Below are 15,118 nucleotides of genomic sequence, written 5' to 3' on the forward strand. Positions count from 1 at the left end.
CCTGAGGGCGGCCTCAGGGCCGCCCGGGTCAGTCGCGGCCGGGCACGGAGTAATCGCGGATAAAGGCGAACACCGCCTGCGCATCGTTCAGGTCCAGCACCGGCAGCGCGGTCATGGCCGCGACCGCGGCAGGATCATCGCTCGCCACCGCCACCACGCCCGGCACCTCGTCCCACAGCGGCGCACGGCCCAGCGCGGGGCGGAACACCTCCAGCTTGGGGAAATCGCTGCGCTTGTAGCCTTCCACCAGCACCAGGTCGGTGTCGGGCGGCAGCACCGCCAGCGCGTCGTCGAGCTCGGGTGAGGGCACCGCTTCGGGGTAATGGCGCATCAGCGTCAGGTGGCGCGCGCCGACCAGCACGACGTTGGCGCAGCCGGCCGCGCGCATGCGCCACGAATCCTTGCCCGGCGTATCGGGGTCGAAGCCGTGGTGGGTGTGCTTGACGCCGGCCACGCGCAGGCCGGCGCTGACAAAGCAGGGAATGAGCTGGTCCAGCAGCGTGGTCTTGCCGCTGCCGGACGAACCGGTAATGCCGAATACCTTCACCATGGTTTCCGTAGGGGGCGTCGGGAGTTGCCCGCGCGCACCGGCGGTACCGGCGGGCGGGCTTCGGCATCGACGATAGCAGAGTTCCGCGCGCCAATGTGCAGGCGGCGCCTTGCCCGCCGCAATCTGTCCGATAATCACGGCATGTCACGGATCTCTCACTCCGCCCAGGCCGAGGATGCCCCGGTGCGCGACACGGCCACCACCGGCGAGCCGCTATATCGCCACCACATGCTGCGCTGGGCCTGGCGCCGCGGCAAGCCCACCACCGGCAACACGGTGCGGCTCTTGCACGGCGGCCAGGACTTCTTTCCGGCGCTGATCGCCGCCATCGACCAGGCCGCGTTCCAGGTCATGCTGGAAACCTACATCTATGCCGACGACGAGGTCGGCCGCGCCGTCGCCGACGCGCTGATCCGTGCCGCCGCGCGCGGGGTCGCGGTGCGCGTGACGGTGGACGGTTTCGGCGCCGGCGACATGCCGGCCGAACTGGCCGAGCGGCTGCGCGCGGGCGGCGTGCGGCTGCGCGTCTACCGCGCCTTGCGCGGCTTTCGCCTGGCGCGGCGCCACCTGCGCCGGCTGCACCGCAAGATCGCGGTGATCGACCGCCACATCGCGTTCGTCGGCGGCATCAATATCATCGACGACCACAACCACGGTCCCTTCGAAGGCGCCAACCTGGGGCCGCGCTACGACTTCGCGGTGCAGGTCAGCGGGCCGCTGGTGGACCGCATCGCGCTGTCCGCCGAGCGGCTGTGGTGGCGGCTGTCGCTGCGCGAGGCGCGCGGCAGCGAGCGTGCCGCGGCGGTTGCCGATTACCCGCTGGTGACCGACCTGCCGCCGCGCCCGGAAGCCACCGGCGGCATCCGCGCCGCGCTGCTGCTGCGCGACAACCTGCGCAACCGCCGCACCATCGAGCGCGAATACCTGCGCGCGCTGGGCGCGGCGCGCCACGACGTGATCCTGGCCAACGCCTACTTCCTGCCCGGCCACAAGATGCGGCGCGCGTTGCTGGCCTGCCGCCAACGCGGCGTGCGCGTGCGGCTGCTGCTGCAGGGCATGGTCGAATACCGGCTGCAGCACTACGCCACCCATGCGCTCTATGCCTCGTTGCTCGAGGCCGGCGTCGAGATCTACGAGTACGCCGAGAGCTTCCTGCACGCCAAGGTCGGCGTGGTGGACGAGGCCTGGGCCACGGTCGGCTCCAGCAACATGGACCCGTTCAGCCTGCTGCTCGCGCGCGAGGCCAACGTTGCCGTTTATGATGCGGCCTTTGCCGCGGAGCTGCGCGAAGCGCTGGAGCGGGCCATTGCGCACCGCAGCGTGCGCGTGCTGCCGGACGTGCACGCGCGGCGCTCGCCGCTGCACCGGCTGGGCAACTGGACCGCCTATATGCTGCTGCGGCTGGGTGTAATCATCGCCGGCGTCACAGGCCGCTACTGAAACCGCCTGCCGGTGTGCGTTTGCTGCCATGCGGCAACGCCAGCGCTGAAACCGGTTGCAGCATCGCGGCTGGCGGACATGCTGCAATGCAGTCCGTTTAGAAACAGCGGTCTAATTAAAAGCTTGATGGGCAGGTGCCGCGCCAGAATAATCTGAACGACCGTTCTTTTTTGGCTTAGACTGCGTGCATTCGCGGTATGCACCGGCAAATCCGCCGGCCGCCCGCAAGCAATGAATGCAACGTCAGGGTCATACGCGGCGCCACAGCAGGCGCCGCAGAACGGAGAAAAAACATGCGACACCAGTCAGCCCGTCTCGAATCCGCCGCCTCGTCGCCCTCGCCCATGCGCAAGGGCGAGATGACGCGCGTGGCGATTCTGGATGCCGCACTGGAATTGTCGTCCCGCGACGGGCTTGAAGGTCTGACCATCGGCCTGCTCGCGGAACGCATGCAGATGAGCAAGAGCGGCGTCTTCGCGCATTTTGGTTCGCGCGAAGACCTGCAGGTGGAGGTGGTGCGGGAGTATCACCGCCGGTTCGAGCAGGAGGTGTTCTATCCCTCGCTGCAGGAGCCGCGCGGACTGCCCCGGCTATGGTCGATGGTGCGGCGCTGGATGGAAAAGCGCATCCAGGAAGTCACGACGGGATGCATCTACATCAGCGGCGCCGTGGAGTACGACGACCGTGCCGGCAGCCTGGTGCGTGACGAGCTGGTCAAGAGCGTCACCATCTGGCGGGCAGCGCTGACCCGCGCCATCAACCAGGCCAAGGAAGAGGGGCATTTGCGCGCGGACTGCGATCCGCGCCTGATGCTGTTCGAGATGTACAGCCTTGAACTAGGCTTGCATCATGACGCCCGTTTCCTGCGCCTGCCTGACAGCGCCGAGCTTGCCATGGTCGCGCTCAACAAACTGATTCAGTCTTACCGTACCTGAGGCCGTCGGGTCGGGCCGGTTCGCGCGAGCGAGGCGGGCGGCGTGGCGGCATCGCACAACTCCAAGGAGTCTCTGATGGGCCAGTACACCGCACCGTTGCGCGACATGCAGTTCGTGCTCCATGAACTGCTCGGCGCCGAAGCCGAACTCAAGGCGATGCCGCCGCACGCGGACATCGACGCGGACACCATCAACCAGGTCATCGAGGAAGCCGGCAAGTTCTGCTCGGACGTGGTGTTCCCGCTCAACCAGGTGGGCGACCGCGAAGGCTGCACCTACGTCGGCGACGGCGTGGTCAAGGCCCCCACCGGCTTCAAGGAAGCCTACCAGCAGTACGTCGAGGCCGGCTGGCCGGCGCTGGCGTGCGATCCGGCCTTTGGCGGCCAGGGCCTGCCGATCGTGGTCAACAACGTGGTCTACGAGATGCTGAACTCGGCCAACCAGGCCTGGACCATGTACCCCGGCCTGTCGCACGGCGCCTATGAGGCCCTGCACGCACACGGCACGCCCGAGCTGCAGCAGACCTACCTGCCCAAGCTGGTGTCCGGCGTGTGGACCGGCACCATGTGCCTGACCGAGCCGCATTGCGGCACCGACCTGGGCATCCTGCGCAGCAAGGCCGAGCCGCAGGCCGACGGCTCGTACCGGATCACCGGCACCAAGATTTTCATCTCCGCCGGCGAGCACGACCTGGCCGAGAACATCATCCACCTGGTGCTGGCGCGCCTGCCGGACGCGCCCGCCGGCACCAAGGGCATCTCGCTGTTCGTGGTGCCGAAGTTCATTCCCGATGCCAGCGGCAACCCGGGCGAGCGCAACGGCATCCAGTGCGGCTCGATCGAGCACAAGATGGGCATCCACGGCAACGCCACCTGCGTGATGAACCTGGACGGCGCGCGCGGCTGGATGGTGGGCGAGCCCAACAAGGGCCTGAACGCCATGTTCGTGATGATGAACGCCGCGCGCCTGGGTGTCGGCGCTCAGGGCCTGGGCCTGACCGAGGTGGCGTACCAGAACTCGGTCGCCTACGCCAAGGACCGCCTGCAGATGCGGTCGCTGACCGGCCCGAAGGCGCCCGAGAAGGCCGCCGACCCGATCATCGTGCATCCCGACGTGCGCCGCATGCTGCTGACCCAGCGCGCCTACGCCGAAGGCGGCCGCGCCTTCAGCTACTGGACCGCGCTGCAGATCGACCGCGAGCTGTCGCACCCGGACGAGGCGGTGCGCAAGCAGGCCGGCGACCTGGTCGCGCTGCTGACGCCGGTGATCAAGGCCTTCCTGACCGACAACGCCTTCACCTCGACCAACGAGGGCATGCAGGTGTTCGGCGGCCACGGCTACATCTCCGAATGGGGCATGGAGCAATACGTGCGCGACGCCCGCATCAACATGATCTACGAAGGCACCAACACCATCCAGGCGCTGGACCTGCTGGGCCGCAAGATCCTGGGCGACATGGGCGCGAAGATGAAGGCCTTCGGCAAGATCGTTCAGGAGTTCGTCGAAGCCGAAGGCACCAACGAAGCCATGCAGGAATTCATCAACCCGCTGGCCGACCTGGGCGACAAGGTGCAGAAGCTGACCATGGAAATCGGCATGAAGGCGATGGGCAACGCCGACGAAGTCGGCGCCGCCGCGGTGCCGTACCTGCGTGTGGTAGGCCACCTGGTGTTCGCGTACTTCTGGGCCCGCATGGCCAAGATCGCGCTGGAGAAGCAGGGCAGTGGCGACAAGTTCTATACCGCCAAGCTGGCCACGGCGCGCTTCTACTTTGCCAAGCTGCTGCCCGAGACGGCCGCAGAGATCCGCAAGGCGCGCGCGGGGTCGGCGTCGCTGATGGCGCTGGACGCGGATCTGTTCTGATCTGCCGCGGGCGGCTTCCGTTGCCGCCGGTTTGCTCCCCTCTCCCAGAGGGAGAGGGGAGAAAACCGACGGCCCACGGAAGCGCCCACAGAAACTCTCACCTCAACGCTCACTAATCCAGGAGCGAGCATGTCCAATTTCATCGTCAAGAAAGTCGCCGTGCTGGGTGCCGGCGTCATGGGGGCGCAGATCGCCGCCCACCTGATCAACGCGCGCGTGCCCGTGGTGCTGTTCGACCTTCCCGCCAAGGAAGGCCCCAAGAACGGCATCGCGCTGCGCGCCATCGAGAACCTGAAGAAGCTGTCGCCCGCGCCGCTGGGCATCAAGGACGAGGCCGGCCTGATCCAGGCGGCCAACTACGAAGACGATATCGCGCTGCTCAAGGAGTGCGACCTGGTGATCGAGGCGATCGCCGAGCGCATGGACTGGAAGCATGACCTGTACAAGAAGGTCGCGCCGCACCTGGCCTCGCACGCGATCTTCGCGACCAACACGTCGGGGCTATCGATCACCGCGCTGTCCGACGGGTTTGACGATAGCCTGAAGTCCCGCTTCTGCGGCGTGCACTTCTTCAATCCGCCGCGCTACATGCACCTGGTCGAGCTGATCCCGACCGCGACCACGCAGCCGGAGATCCTCGACCAGCTGGAAGCCTTCCTGACCACCACGCTCGGCAAGGGCGTGGTGCGCGCCAAGGACACGCCCAACTTCATCGCCAACCGCGTCGGCATCTTCTCGATCCTGGCGGTGTTCGCCGAGGCCGAGAAGTTCGGCATCCCGTTCGACGTGGTCGACGACCTGACCGGGTCCAAGCTGGGCCGAGCCAAGTCCGCCACCTTCCGCACCGCTGACGTGGTCGGCCTGGACACCATGGCGCACGTGATCAAGACCATGCAGGACAACCTGCACGACGACCCGTTCGCGCCGGTGTACAAGACCCCGGCCGTGCTCAAGGGCCTGGTCGACGCGGGCGCGCTGGGCCAGAAGACCGGCGCCGGTTTCTACAAGAAGGAAGGCAAGGCCATCAAGGTGCTCGACGCCAAGACCGGCCAGTATGTCGACGCAGGCAAGAAGGCCGACGAAATCGTCGTGCGCATGCTGAAGAAGGAACCGGCCGAGCGCATCAAGCTGCTGCGTGAATCGACCAACCCGCAGGCGCAGTTCCTGTGGGCGGTGTTCCGCGACGTGTTCCACTACATCGCCGTGTACCTGGAGCAGATCGCCGGTTCCGCCGCCGATATCGACCTGGCGATCCGCTGGGGTTTCGGCTGGAACTCGGGTCCGTTCGAGGACTGGCAGTCTGCGGGCTGGAAGCAGGTGGCCGAGTGGGTGAAGGAAGACGTGGAAAGCGGCAAGGCGCTGTCGGCCGCGCCGCTGCCGGCATGGGTCTTTGACGGCCCCGTCGCCGAGCGCCAGGGCGTGCATGCCGCAGAAGGCTCGTGGTCGCCCGCGACGCAGTCGTTCGTCGCGCGCAGCACGCTGCCGGTGTACCGGCGCCAGGTGTTCCGTGCCGCGTTGAAGGGCACCGAAGCCGTCGATCCGCGCAAGGCGGGGCGCACCGTCGAGGAAAACGATGCCGTGCGCATCTGGGTCAGCGAAGGCCAGGACGACGTGCTGGTGGTCTCGTTCAAGAGCAAGATGAACACCATCGGCCCGGACGTGATCGACGGCCTGACCCGTGCCATCGACCTTGCCGAAGCCCAGTACAAGGGCCTGGTGGTGTGGCAGCCGACTTCGCTGCAGCTCGGCGCGCCGGGCGGCCCGTTCTCCGCCGGCGCCAACCTGGAAGCGGCGATGCCGGCCTTCATGATGGGCGGTGCCAAGGGCATCGAGCCCTTCGTGAAGAAATTCCAGGACGGCATGATGCGCGTGAAGTACGCCTCGGTGCCGGTGGTGTCGGCGGCGTCCGGCATCGCGCTGGGCGGCGGTTGCGAACTGATGCTGCATTCGGCCGCGCGCGTGGCTGCGCTGGAAACGTACGTGGGCCTGGTCGAGGTCGGCGTGGGGCTGGTCCCCGCCGGCGGCGGCCTGAAGGAAGCCGCGCTGGCCGCGGCACGCGCCGCGCAGGCGGCAGGCAGCACCAACTACCTGCAATTCCTGACCGGCCGCTTCCAGAGCGCGGCCATGGCCAAGGTCTCCGCATCGGCGCTAGAAGCGCGCCAGATGGGCTACCTGCAGCCGTCCGACCGGATCGTCTTCAACGTGCACGAACTGCTGCACGTGGCGCAGAACGAAGTGCGCGCGCTGGCCGATGCCGGCTACCGTGCGCCGCTGCCGGCACTGATCCCGGTGGCTGGCCGCTCGGGCATCGCCACCATCAAGGCGTCGCTGGTCAATATGCGCGACGGCGGCTTTATCTCGGCGCATGACTTCCTGATCGCCACCCGCATCGCGGAAGTGGTGTGCGGCGGCGACGTCGAGGCCGGCTCGCTGGTCAGCGAAGACTGGCTGCTGGCGCTGGAGCGCAAGGCCTTCGTCGACCTGCTCGGCACCGCCAAGACGCAGGAGCGCATCATGGGCATGCTGCAGACCGGCAAGCCGGTGCGTAACTAACAGGGCAAGCGAGGAACCGACATCATGAAACAACTGCAAGACGCATATATCGTTGCGGCCACCCGCTCGCCGATCGGCAAGGCGCCCAAGGGCGCGTTCAAGAACACGCGCCCGGACGACCTGCTGGCCACCATCCTGAAGGCCGCGGTGGCACAGGTGCCGAACCTGGACCCGAAGCTGATCGAGGACGCCATCGTCGGCTGCGCCATTCCCGAGGCGCAGCAAGGCCTGAACGTGGCGCGCATCGGCGCGCTGCTGTCGGGCCTGCCGAATACCGTGGGCGGCATCACCGTCAACCGCTTCTGCGCTTCGGGCGTGAGCGCGGTGGCGATGGCGGCCGACCGCATCCGCGTGGGCGAGTCCGACGTGATGATCGCCGCCGGCGTGGAATCGATGAGCATGGTGCCGATGATGGGCAACTCGCCGTCGATGTCGCCGGAGATCTTCACCCGCGACGAGAACGTGGGCATTGCCTACGGCATGGGCCTGACCGCCGAGAAGGTGGCGCAGCAGTGGAAGGTCAGCCGCGAGGACCAAGATGCGTTCTCGCTGGCCTCGCACCAGAAGGCCATCGCGGCGCAGCAGGCCGGTGAGTTCAAGGACGAGATCACACCGATCGAGATCGTCGAGCGCTTCCCCGACCTCGCCAGCGGCCAGGTCAGCGTGAAGACGCGCACGATCTCGCTGGACGAAGGTCCGCGCCCCGAAACCTCGCTGGAAGGCCTGGGCAAGCTGCGCCCGGTGTTTGCCAACAAGGGCAGCGTGACCGCCGGCAACAGCTCGCAGACCTCGGACGGCGCCGGCGCGCTGATCCTGGTCTCGGAGAAGATCCTCAAGCAGTTCAACCTTGTGCCGCTGGCGCGCTTCGTCTCGTTCGCGGTGCGCGGCGTGCCGCCCGAGATCATGGGCATCGGCCCGAAGGAAGCGATCCCAGCGGCGCTGAAGGCGGCAGGCCTGACGCAGGACCAGATCGACTGGATCGAGCTGAACGAAGCGTTCGCCGCGCAGTCGCTGGCGGTGATGCGAGACCTGGATCTCGATCCGGCCCGGGTCAACCGCATGGGCGGCGCGATCGCGCTGGGCCATCCGCTGGGGGCCACCGGTGCGATCCGCTCGGCCACGGTGGTGCACGCGCTGCGCCGCCACAACCTGAAGTACGGCATGGTCACCATGTGCGTCGGCACGGGCATGGGCGCCGCAGGTATTTTCGAGCGCGTCTAAACGCGCCTGCGGGACGGTTCTTCGGAACTGTCCCGCCCTTCTGTCAGGTGAAGAAAGCAGTACCGGGGGCTGCCGCCCGCGACGCGGGTCACCAGGTAGGGGAGACAATAATATGCAGGAGACAGCCATCCTGGCCGATGCCGCGTGCGATTTGCCTCGCGACGTCATGGCCCAGCTGAAGGTCCACACGATTCCGTTCCGCATCCGCGCGGGCGAGCATTTCGTCGCCGATACGCGCGACGAGGACGCGCTGCCCACGCTCTACCAGCAATACCTGGTCGGCCGCCAGGACCACTACGCCGAATCGATCCCGCTGCTGGAACGCGAGCTGGAAGAACACCTGCTGCGCAACGTGGTGGCCCACTGCGACCGCGCCATCCTGTTCACCATCGCCAGTTCGCGCAGCAAGCTGTATGCGCATGCGAGCGGCGCGGTGATCGGCACCGTGGCGCGCAGCGTGCGCCTGCGCAAGGAAGCGGGACGCTCGGGACTGTTCGACCTGACCGTGGTCGACACCGGCGCGATCGGTCCGGGCCAGGCGCTGATCGTGCGCGAGGCCGCGCGGATGGCCGCCGCGGGCGCCAGCCCGCAAGCGGTGCGGGAAGCGGTCGAGACGCGCCTGCGCGATGCCGCCCACATGTTCCTGGTGCCCGACGAGCTGCTCTACCTGTACACGCGCGCGCGCCAGAAGGGCGAGGGCAGCATCACCTGGGGCCGCTATGCGATGGGCAGCGCGTTCAATATTCGCCCGGTGGTGCGCATGCACCGCGGGCACACCGAGGCCATCGCCAAGGCACGCGGCTCCGAGGAGGGCGCGCGCCGCGTGCTGCAGCATGCCGAGCAGTGCATCCGCGGCGGCGACCTGATGGTGCCAACGATCTCGGTCTGCCATGCCGGCCCGCTCGACGCCGTGCGCGCGATGCCGGCATTCCAGTCGCTGGCGCGCACCGCGCGCGACCAGGGCGTCGAGCTGATGCTGGCGCCGATGAGCCTGACGGTGGCACTGAATGTCGGCGCGCGCGCGTTCGGGCTCAGCTATCTCGCCGAGTCGCCGCCGCCTTTCGAATAACTCCCACAGACGAGGACACCATGAGCATCCGTACCAGCATCGAGCAGGGCATCCTGACGCTCGAATTCGACCGCATCGACAAGAAGAACGCCATCACCGCGGCGATGTACCAGTCGCTGGCCGACGCGCTGCGCGCGGCCCAGACCGATCCGGCCGTGCGCGCCATCCTGTTGCGCGGCAAACCTAAAGTCTTCACTGCCGGCAATGACCTCGAAGATTTCATGCAGCGCCCGCCCAGCGGGGGCGAGGGCGCCGAAGCCGCCCCGGTGTTCCAGTTCCTGTACCAGATCAGCCATGCCAGCAAGCCGGTGGTCGCCGCGGTCAGCGGCGCCGCGGTGGGCGTGGGCACCACCATGCTGCTGCACTGCGACCTGGTCTATGCATCCGACACCGCCAAGCTGTCGCTGCCGTTCGTGCAGCTCGGGCTGTGCCCCGAGGCAGCATCCAGCCTGCTGCTGCCGCGGCTGGTCGGCTACCAGCGCGCGGCCGAGAAGCTGATGCTGGGCGAGGCGTTCAGCGCGCAGGAGGCGCTGGAGATCGGGCTGGTGACACGGGTGCTGCCGGTGGCCGAGCTGCATGACTTTGCGCTGGCGCAGGCGCGCAAGCTGGCGGCCCTGCCGGCGTCTTCGCTGCGCGAGACCAAGCTCCTGATGAAGGCCGGCGCGATGGCCGAGGTGGAGAAGCAGATGGCCGACGAGGGCGCGGTGTTCCGGCGCATGCTGGTGGCGCCGGAGGCGAAGGAGGCGTTCAGCGCGTTCTTTGAAAAGCGGAAGCCGGACTTTATGAAGTTTGTGTGAGGGGACGGCAGACTTTCGTCTACCGCTTGTTTTCGCCCCTCTCCCGCAAGCGGGAGAGGGGAGCAAACAGCCAGCAAGCTCGACCGTGCCGCTCAAGCCGTCGGCAACACCCGGGGCTGCCGCGACTCATCCGTCGCCACATACGTCAGGGTCGCCTCCGTCACCTTGACGATCTCATTGCTATGCCGCATGCGCTGCGCATAGACCTCCACCGCAACGGTGATCGAGGTACGCCCGGTCTTGACGATATCGGCGTAGAAACTCACCAGGTCGCCGACGAACACCGGGTGCTTGAACAGGAAGGAATTCACCGCCACGGTCGCCACGCGTCCCTGGGCGCGCTCGACCGCCGGGATCGAGCCGGCGATATCCACCTGCGACATGATCCAGCCGCCGAACACATCGCCGTGCACGTTGGCGTCGGCGGGCATCGGCACCACGCGCAGCGCGGGGTTCTTGCCGGCGGGCAGGGCGGGGACGGTATGGGGAGCGTTCATGGCGGTATGCGGGTGGACTGCTGAAGGGTGGGGCGTGGCGGCGAAAAACCCTTCGCCAGCCGCGCAACGCGATCTCTGCGACAATCGCGCATTGGCCCGGATTCTAACGTATGCGCCGCTATTCCACGACCGCCGAGCAGGCCCCCGACCCGGCCTCGGTGAAGCTCTTTCCCGGCCAGCGCGCCCCCCGCAGCGACTGGCAGACCGTACGCAACCTGCTGCCCTATGTCTGGCACTACAAGTGGCGGGTGATGCTGGCGCTGGCCTGCCTGGTGGCGGCCAAGGTGGCCAACCTGGGCGTGCCGGTGCTGATGAAGCGGCTGATCGACAGCATGAACATCACGGCCGGCGATCCGCGCGCGTTGCTGGCGGTGCCGGTCGGGCTGATCGTCGCCTACGGCATGTTGCGCCTGTCCGCGACGCTGTTCACCGAGTTGCGCGAAATCCTCTTTTCCAAGGTCACGCAGAGCGCCGTGCGCGAGATTGCGCTGCAGGTGTTCCGGCACCTGCATGCGCTGTCGCTGCGCTTCCACCTGGACCGCCAGACCGGCGGCATGAGCCGGGACATCGAGCGCGGCACGCGCGGCATCCAGTCTCTGATTTCGTATTCGCTGTACAGCATCCTGCCCACGCTGGTGGAGATGGCGCTGGTGATCGGCTTCTTCATCCTGCACTACGACATCTGGTTCGCCGCCATCACTGGTTGCGCGCTGGTGGGCTATATCGTCTTCACCATCGTGGTGACGGAATGGCGCACGCACTTCCGCCGCCGCATGAACGAACTCGATTCGCGCGCCAACCAGAAGGCGATCGATTCGCTGCTGAACTTCGAAACCGTCAAGTACTTCGGCAACGAAGCCTACGAGGCGCAACGCTATGACGAGAACCTGCGCAAGTACCGCACCGCGGCGATCCGCTCGCAGAACTCGCTGTCGTTCCTGAACTTCGGCCAGCAGGCCATCATCGCCATCGGCCTGATCCTGATCCTGTGGCGCGCCACGGTGGGCGTGGTCGACGGCAAGCTCACGCTGGGCGACCTGGTGCTGGTCAACACGCTGATGATCCAGCTCTATATCCCGCTGAACTTCCTCGGCGTGATCTACCGCGAGATCAAGCAGGCCACCACCGACATGGACCGCATGTTCGTGCTGCTGGGCACGCACCAGGAGGTGGCCGACGCGCCGGGCGCGCCGCCGCTGCGGGTCAGCGGGGCGCAGGTGCGCTTCCGCGACGTGCGTTTCGGCTACGAGCCGGACCGCACCATCCTGGACGGGGTCGACTTCACCATCGCCGCCGGCACCACCACCGCGGTGGTGGGCCACAGCGGCTCGGGCAAGTCGACGCTGGCGCGGCTGCTGTTCCGCTTCTACGACGTGGGCGGGGGCGCGATCGAGATCGACGGCCAGGATATCCGCGCCATCACCCAGGACAGCCTGCGTCGCGCCATCGGCATCGTGCCGCAGGACACCGTGCTGTTCAACGACAGCATCTACTACAACATCGCCTACGGCCGCCCGGACGCGACCCGCGACGAAGTCATCGCCGCGGCGCAGGCGGCGCAGATCGATGCCTTTATCCGCGAGCTGCCGCAGGGCTATGACACGCCCGTGGGCGAGCGCGGCCTGAAGCTGTCCGGCGGCGAGAAGCAGCGCGTGGCGATCGCGCGCACGCTGCTGAAGAACCCGCCGGTGCTGGTGTTCGACGAGGCGACTTCCGCGCTGGATTCGCGCACCGAGCAGGCGATCCAGGCCGAGCTGATGCGCCTGGCGCAGAACCGCACCACGCTGCTGATCGCGCACCGGCTCTCCACCGTGGTCCATGCCGACCAGATCCTGGTGATGGACCACGGCCGCATCGTCGAGCGCGGCACGCATGCGCAGCTGATGCGCGCGGGCGGGCGCTATGCCGGGATGTGGGACATCCAGGCGCGCGCCGCCGCCAGGGGCGGCGATGCCATCGGCGCGGACGCGCTGGCGCTCGACGTGGGCGACGCCACGCAGGACGCCTGAGCCGCCATCGGCGGCGCCGGCCTGCACCAGCGCGCGGCGCGGATTGTCGGCAATCGCCGACGACGATGCCGCTGCGGCAATCGCCGCGCCCATTTCTGGTTCGACAATCGCGTGCGGACACGCCCTGAAACAGGGCCCGCAAGGCTGGCATGTCCCTTGCGGACGAATCCCTCCGAAATCACGATCCACGGAGAGATGCCATGCCCAAATCCCGCGCTGCGCAAGTGTTGCCCGGCGTTTTCACGGCTGCCACCGAAGGCGCTGGCCATGCCGGTGCGCGTCCGGCCCCCGCCGCGGCACGCCGCCGCCTGCTGAAGCTGGGCGCCATGCTCGGCACCAGCCTGGTGCTGTCGACATCATTCGCCGGCGCGGCCCACGCGCAGGCTGCGTCCACCAGGGTCCGGTTCCAGCTCGACTGGCGCTTCGAAGGGCCGGCGGCGCTGTTCCTGCTCGGCGAGCAGAAGGGCTACTACAAGGCCGAGAAGCTGGAGGTCGCGATCGATGCCGGCAACGGCTCGGGCAACGTGGTCAATCGCGTGGCCTCGGGCACCTATGACATGGGCTTCGCCGACATGTCGTCGGTGATGGAGTTCTACGGCAACAACCCGGACGCGAAGAACAAGCCGGTGGCCGTGATGATGGTCTACAACAACACGCCCGCGGCCATCCTGGCGCTGAAGAAGTCGGGCATCCGCGCACCCAAGGACCTGGCCGGCAAGCGCATGGGCGCGCCGGTATTCGACGCCGGCCGCCGCGCCTTCCCGATCTTCGCGAAGGCCAACGGCCTGCAGGCGTCGTCCTTCAACTGGCAGGCGATGGACCCGACGCTGCGCGAAACCATGCTGGTGCGCGGCGACCTCGATGCCATCACCGGGTTTTCGTTCACGTCGATCCTGAACCTGAACGCGCGCGGCGTGAAGGACGAGGACATCGTGGTGCTGCCGTACCCGCAGTTTGGCGTGAAGCTGTACGGCAACGCGGTGATCGCGTCCGAGGCCTTCATCAGGCAGAACCCCGAGGCGGTGAAGGCGTTCCTGCGCGCCTTCAGCAAGTCGGCGCGCGACGTGATCGCCCGTCCGGAAGAGGGCATCCGCGCGCTCAAGGCGCGCGACGGCATCATTGACGAGAAGCTGGAAACGCGCCGGCTGAAGCTGGCGCTGGACAGCGTGGTACGTTCCCCCGACGCGAAGGCCGAGGGCTTTGGCCGCGTCAGCAAGCCGCGCCTGTCGCTGATGGCCTCGCAGGTGGCCGATGCCTTCGGCACCAAGGGCCGCATCAACGCCGATGCGCTGTGGACCGACGCGTACCTGCCGAGCGCGGCCGAACTGGATGTGCTGCGATGATGGCGCACCTGGCTGAATCCATGCCGGCCGCCGCGACCGCGCCCGTCGAGCCCTTCGTCGATTTCAACCGGGTCTGGCTGGCCTATGACGACGCGCTCGCGCGCCAGGGCGAGTTTGCCGTGGAAGACCTGTCGCTGCAGGCCGCGCCCGGAGAGTTCATCGCTATCGTCGGCCCGTCCGGTTGCGGCAAGTCCACCTTCATGAAGCTGGCGACCGGGCTCAGGCCCGCCACGCACGGTACCGTGAAGGTGGCCGGGCAGAAGGTGAGCGGGCCGCTCAAGCAGGTCGGCATGGCGTTCCAGGCGCCCACGCTGCTGCCGTGGCGCACCACGCTCGACAACGTCATGCTGCCGCTGGAGATCGTCGAGCCTTACCGTTCGACGCTGCGTGCCAGGCGCGACGAGTACGTCGACCGGGCCCGCCGGCTGTTGCATACCGTGGGCCTGGGCGGCTACGAGGACAAGTACCCGTGGCAGCTCTCCGGCGGCATGCAGCAGCGCGCTTCGATCTGCCGCGCGCTGATCCACCAGCCGCGCATGCTGCTGCTCGACGAGCCCTTCGGCGCGCTCGACGCCTTTACCCGCGAGGAACTGTGGTGCGTGCTGCGCGACCTGTGGCAGGCGCAGCGCTTCAACGTGATCCTGGTCACGCACGACCTGCGCGAGGCCGTGTTCCTGGCCGACACCGTCTACGTGATGAGCCAGCGCCCCGGCCGCATCCTGCTGCGCAAGGAAATTCACCTGCCGCGCCCGCGCGATCTGGAGCTGACCTATACCGAGCCCTTTGCCGGGCTGGTGCACGCGCTGCGCGAGAAGATCGGCCATGTGCGCCAACACTGAGA

Annotated in this window: 12 protein-coding genes; 10 read left to right on the forward strand and 2 right to left on the reverse strand. The window is 67.6% G+C overall.

The window, feature by feature from the left end; translation table 11 throughout:
- Positions 1–28: 28 nt before the first annotated feature.
- On the reverse strand, positions 29–547 hold the full coding sequence (gene mobB / locus RALTA_RS01955) for a molybdopterin-guanine dinucleotide biosynthesis protein B (RefSeq protein WP_041232263.1): 519 nt from the start codon (positions 545–547) through the stop codon (positions 29–31).
- 96 nt (positions 548–643) lie between these two features.
- On the opposite strand from mobB, the gene clsB reads away from it, so the two are divergent.
- The 7 genes from clsB (at position 644) to RALTA_RS01990 (ending at position 10,428) form a co-directional block, all read left to right on the forward strand.
- Positions 644–1,990, forward strand: a complete 1,347-nt coding sequence (gene clsB / locus RALTA_RS01960) for a cardiolipin synthase ClsB (protein WP_012351734.1) — start codon at positions 644–646, stop codon at positions 1,988–1,990.
- Between the two features lie 344 nt (positions 1,991–2,334).
- A complete protein-coding gene (locus tag RALTA_RS01965; protein ID WP_025583452.1) occupies positions 2,335–2,925 on the forward strand; it encodes a TetR/AcrR family transcriptional regulator in 591 nt (196 codons plus the stop codon).
- Positions 2,926–3,000: 75 nt separating this feature from the next.
- The gene (locus RALTA_RS01970) at positions 3,001–4,788 is read left to right on the forward strand and encodes an acyl-CoA dehydrogenase C-terminal domain-containing protein (RefSeq protein WP_012351736.1); all 1,788 of its coding nucleotides are present in this window, start codon (positions 3,001–3,003) and stop codon (positions 4,786–4,788) included.
- A 129-nt stretch (positions 4,789–4,917) separates the two neighbouring features.
- Positions 4,918–7,341 (forward strand): 3-hydroxyacyl-CoA dehydrogenase/enoyl-CoA hydratase family protein, encoded by a 2,424-nt coding sequence (locus RALTA_RS01975; protein WP_012351737.1) that lies wholly within the window; start codon positions 4,918–4,920, stop codon positions 7,339–7,341.
- Between the two features lie 21 nt (positions 7,342–7,362).
- On the forward strand, positions 7,363–8,562 hold the full coding sequence (locus tag RALTA_RS01980; protein WP_025583454.1) for an acetyl-CoA C-acyltransferase: 1,200 nt from the start codon (positions 7,363–7,365) through the stop codon (positions 8,560–8,562).
- Positions 8,563–8,674: 112 nt separating this feature from the next.
- Positions 8,675–9,631, forward strand: a complete 957-nt coding sequence (locus tag RALTA_RS01985) for a DegV family protein (protein ID WP_012351739.1) — start codon at positions 8,675–8,677, stop codon at positions 9,629–9,631.
- Positions 9,632–9,651: 20 nt separating this feature from the next.
- Positions 9,652–10,428 carry an enoyl-CoA hydratase gene (locus RALTA_RS01990; protein WP_012351740.1) on the forward strand — a complete coding sequence of 259 codons (777 nt, stop codon included), beginning with the start codon at positions 9,652–9,654 and terminating at the stop codon, positions 10,426–10,428.
- A 92-nt stretch (positions 10,429–10,520) separates the two neighbouring features.
- On the opposite strand, the gene RALTA_RS01995 is transcribed toward RALTA_RS01990, so the two are convergent.
- The gene (locus RALTA_RS01995; protein ID WP_012351741.1) at positions 10,521–10,925 is read right to left on the reverse strand and encodes an acyl-CoA thioesterase; all 405 of its coding nucleotides are present in this window, start codon (positions 10,923–10,925) and stop codon (positions 10,521–10,523) included.
- Between the two features lie 110 nt (positions 10,926–11,035).
- Between RALTA_RS01995 and RALTA_RS02000 the strand changes: the two genes are divergently transcribed.
- The 3 genes from RALTA_RS02000 to RALTA_RS02010 all read left to right on the forward strand — a co-directional run bounded on the left by RALTA_RS02000 (position 11,036) and on the right by RALTA_RS02010 (position 15,116).
- Positions 11,036–12,934, forward strand: coding sequence for an ABCB family ABC transporter ATP-binding protein/permease (locus tag RALTA_RS02000; RefSeq protein WP_012351742.1), 1,899 nt, complete (start codon positions 11,036–11,038; stop codon positions 12,932–12,934).
- Between the two features lie 200 nt (positions 12,935–13,134).
- Positions 13,135–14,277: an ABC transporter substrate-binding protein gene (locus RALTA_RS02005; protein ID WP_012351743.1), complete on the forward strand. Its 1,143-nt coding sequence runs from the start codon at positions 13,135–13,137 to the stop codon at positions 14,275–14,277.
- Positions 14,274–15,116 (forward strand): ABC transporter ATP-binding protein, encoded by an 843-nt coding sequence (locus RALTA_RS02010; protein ID WP_012351744.1) that lies wholly within the window; start codon positions 14,274–14,276, stop codon positions 15,114–15,116. Before RALTA_RS02005 ends, RALTA_RS02010 begins: the two co-directional genes overlap by 4 nt.
- Positions 15,117–15,118: the final 2 nt, after the last annotated feature.

The organism is Cupriavidus taiwanensis LMG 19424, from assembly GCF_000069785.1.
In the GTDB taxonomy this organism is placed as follows: Bacteria; Pseudomonadota; Gammaproteobacteria; order Burkholderiales; family Burkholderiaceae; genus Cupriavidus; species Cupriavidus taiwanensis.